This window comes from Pontibacter sp. HJ8, from assembly GCF_054824225.1.
Window position 1 is genome coordinate 1 of the sequence record NZ_JSYF01000642.1, and the last position, 3,509, is coordinate 3,509.

Annotated in this window: 8 protein-coding genes; all 8 read left to right on the plus strand. The window is 48.1% G+C overall.

Annotated elements, in window-relative coordinates; translation table 11 throughout:
- Positions 1–519 precede the first annotated feature (519 nt).
- A complete protein-coding gene (locus tag OB13_RS20510) occupies positions 520–822 on the plus strand; it encodes a hypothetical protein (protein WP_461492048.1) in 303 nt (100 codons plus the stop codon).
- Between the two features lie 6 nt (positions 823–828).
- Complete coding sequence (locus tag OB13_RS20515; protein WP_461492049.1) at positions 829–1,128, plus strand: hypothetical protein; 300 nt, start codon at positions 829–831, stop codon at positions 1,126–1,128.
- Positions 1,129–1,179: 51 nt separating this feature from the next.
- Positions 1,180–1,449: a hypothetical protein gene (locus tag OB13_RS20520; RefSeq protein WP_461492050.1), complete on the plus strand. Its 270-nt coding sequence runs from the start codon at positions 1,180–1,182 to the stop codon at positions 1,447–1,449.
- A 46-nt stretch (positions 1,450–1,495) separates the two neighbouring features.
- On the plus strand, positions 1,496–1,789 hold the full coding sequence (locus tag OB13_RS20525) for a hypothetical protein (protein ID WP_461492051.1): 294 nt from the start codon (positions 1,496–1,498) through the stop codon (positions 1,787–1,789).
- Complete coding sequence (locus tag OB13_RS20530) at positions 1,786–1,998, plus strand: hypothetical protein (RefSeq protein ID WP_461492052.1); 213 nt, start codon at positions 1,786–1,788, stop codon at positions 1,996–1,998. Before OB13_RS20525 ends, OB13_RS20530 begins: the two co-directional genes overlap by 4 nt.
- Positions 1,999–2,026: 28 nt before the next feature.
- A complete protein-coding gene (locus OB13_RS20535) occupies positions 2,027–2,470 on the plus strand; it encodes a hypothetical protein (RefSeq protein ID WP_461492053.1) in 444 nt (147 codons plus the stop codon).
- A gap of 122 nt (positions 2,471–2,592) precedes the next feature.
- The gene (locus OB13_RS20540; RefSeq protein ID WP_461492054.1) at positions 2,593–3,006 is read left to right on the plus strand and encodes a hypothetical protein; all 414 of its coding nucleotides are present in this window, start codon (positions 2,593–2,595) and stop codon (positions 3,004–3,006) included.
- A 74-nt stretch (positions 3,007–3,080) separates the two neighbouring features.
- Positions 3,081–3,509: hypothetical protein (locus OB13_RS20545; RefSeq protein WP_461492055.1), on the plus strand; the 429-nt coding region annotated here is incomplete at its 3' end.

Consider the following 3,509-nt stretch of genomic DNA (forward strand, 5'->3'; position numbering starts at 1 on the left):
GCAAGGATACGATCCTGCGGAACATCCACCGCCCGGAGGATGACCCGCTCCGGTTGCCGGCCTACCGCATCAATGACCGTGATTACCGCATTTATTACCAGGACCTGCTCGACTGGATTGCCCGAAACTATGTTGGGGTCCGTGTAGTGTTCAAACAGTCGGCATAAGAATTATCGCCGGTTCCATTACTAAGAATTTGTTACAGGTCACCCTGTAGTATATACCCTAGAATTTAGATATAAGGCCATGGTGTCCATACCCCCTGTGAAAAGGGTGGCAGGAATCGCTTTGCCTGATTTTTAACCCGTAAACTATAGAACATGGCTAAACATAAAGCCCCTCGGGGCTCCTGGAGCTGTAAACTGCCGGAGCTTCTTGACAAGGTGAGGGAAGGCGCAATGCGCACCTGAGGAAGTCTTACTCCACCACAGCCCGTGGGTTGTCCTGTTCATAACGGACTAGCTCCCCGAACAAAACTTGCTCAATAAATTCTTATAAAAACTATACTCAAACAGTATCATGAAAGACCTCATAACACAGGGCGTTCAGGCTCTGACGAGCAATCCGCCGTCCACTCTTTTTTCCTGCCGGCACACTGACTCAGGCACTTTTGATATAGCGCCATTGGTAGAAGCCCTGCTAGAGGATGACTCCCCTGCCGCGATGGCAAAATCCCTTAACGATAGCTACAACCTCCTTGCAGAATACCTAACTCTAGATGAGAATCGTAGCGGACTACACTATGCTAATATGCTTTACAATATGCGTGTTGTGCGTGACGCTATCCTGAAAGGTGCAGGGATTATAGACTTTGAACAATAAGTAATCATGGAAGCAACTAAAATACAGGCTGTCCAGGAACAGTCCAATGAAGTCACATCAACAGTATTCGTCAATCCCTATACTGCTGGCGGCACCTTTGATGTAGCCCCCATTTTAGAAATTCTTGGTTGTAGAGGCGCTCTAGGCCTGGGTAAAGCACTGGATGAAATAATGTTCGAATTGGGGCAGCATTACCTAGATCATGGCGCCGGCTATAACGAAAGCGGTGCGCATATTTTTCTCCTTCGTGAGCTACGCAATGCGATACTCAAGGGAGGCGGTTATATAGACTTTAAATATAACTAACACTACTCTTAAATCAATTTAATTATGGAAAATGATGTAAAACAGGAGGTTATGTCTAACGATTCTCTTTCAGCTTTATACCCGATGTCTGACACCGCACATGGCACCTTTGATGTCGCTCCTGTACTTGCTGCTATCAATGAAAAGTACCCCGCTGGGATGGCTAAAGCCCTTGATGAAAGTATCCTGTACCTGACTGAGTACTTTCTCAAAGATGGTGAATACAACGGGCTTTATTATGTGGAGCTCCTGTGTTCACTGCGCATGATGCGCAATGCCATTCTGAAAGGAGCCGGCTTTGTTGATCTGGAGCAGGACTAATCCGCTTTTCTAAAGTGTATCTATTCAATTTAAGCAATTTGATATTATGGAGATTATAACAAATAACTATCAGAGCAAACCAAGAGAGTTAACAGCAGAACAGGCTGTCAGTCATATGTTCGGTGTTGATGAGAACCATGTGGAGCAGGTAGAGGACTACTTAATAACAATACACACCGAGTACTTAGCAAGGGAAGGAGCAGATTTAACTGAAAGTTATCTACGGGAGTGTAACTTTTACTTTATCCAATTGCGGCTTATCCTAAAGACTTTGAAGAAAATGGAAAGGCAGCGTGAAGCAGAGATGCAAAGGCAAAATCAAAATACTCCTGCCGCATGAATAACCGAATAATTCACGAAGGTAATGGTGCTGCCAGGCTCATCCCGTTAGGTAACACCATTACCCTAACCCCTCAGGAGAAGCAGGAGCTGATCAGCGCCATCTGCTTTGCCTATGTATCCCTGGAGTACGTCCTGGAAGACAGCCAGCGGGCCACGCTGGAAAGTGTCCTGCTGCAGCTAGGGGTCAGTTTTAACCGGGGCGCTTAATAGCCCTTCATCTTTTAAAACCTAAAACATGCTTACACTCAGACAACTGATTGAAAAGTCGCTAACGCTGCCGGATAAGGTGCTCGATAGCCAGGTGAACATCCAACTGGAGGCCCTCGACGAGCACGGCAACGCCACAATGTACGTCATGCCGCTGGACCTGCTCTACGTGCTTCACCATGACAGCTATGTAGGCCCCAGCGGTATACTGTCCCAGCCAGAGCTGGAGCAACTGACGTCGGACGCTGCAGGCATAGACGCCGATATAGAAGAGTCAATGGAAGACTATGATCTATACCTCCGTAAGGATCAGGCTATCCTATATGCCCAGCCGCTCCACTTTAAAAGCCCGAAAGCACCTACTCCTCCTCTTCGGGTATACTCCCACGAACTGGATGACCCCTCGCAAGGGGAACCGGCTTCGGAGCAGCTTACCGGCGAAGTACCGCACATGAGAGTAGAAAATGAATAATCACTTTCATCTTGCCTGAAACATATTAACAGCTACAAGAACCGCGAGGATAACAGAGTCAGTTTCCGCTAATTCTGTGTCTTATAACAAAGCATGTACAGCGATTTTAATACAACTTAGCCATGAACAAAAACAATACGAACACGGGTGGCGCTGCCTTCCCTTTCATCACAGAGGAAACTTATTCTGTGGGCATGAGCCTGCGTGACTACTATGCCGCACACGCGCCGGCAGTACCCGATTGGTTCACCGTGGAGTATTCCAAAGCACCTGCCAGGCCACACTCTGTTTTAGCTCATTTCAGCGGGCATGAACACAGCCGGCTTGTGCAGTACTTCTTCAGTGAGGCCACCTGCGAATGGACGGATGACAGTGAAGGGCAGGTGCCGGAGGGCTTCCGGCAGGAGGTAAGGGGGTATGCCCGGCAGTGGAAAGCTGCGCAGGAGGCATACCAGGCACAGGTATATGAGAGCCATATCCGGCGCTTGGTACAGTGGCGCTTCTTCTATGCCGACCAGATGCTGAATTCCCGGTAACAGCATATCCTATCCCTAACAACAATACCCTATTACAGGAGACATTGCAGCACCCTTAACGTCATTACCTGCGCATGAATACGTTTATATTGTCCCGCAAATGGTTCTCATTTGCTTATGAACATGTAGAGGCCAAGCCTGTCCATACCTCCCTTTACTTCTGGATCATCGAGCGCGGGAACGCCTGCGGATGGAAGAAAATCATCGACATCCAGACCGAGAAATCCATGGAGTGCCTGGGCGTTACCGACTGGCGGACCTATAAAAACGCGCTTCAGTTTCTCCATGACAGCGGTTTCATTATCTGGGTAGAGAAGAGCAAGAACCAGTACACCTGCAACCGGATCACCATCGTGGAACAGGAGGAGGAAGTGGCGGAATCGTACGCAACTGCTTCTGCAAAGAATGCAGGAGCGGATGCAGAAGCAGTTGCAGAAGCTATTGTCGAAGCATATGCAGAAGCAGATGTAGAAGCTATTGCAGAAGCATTACAGTCATATATA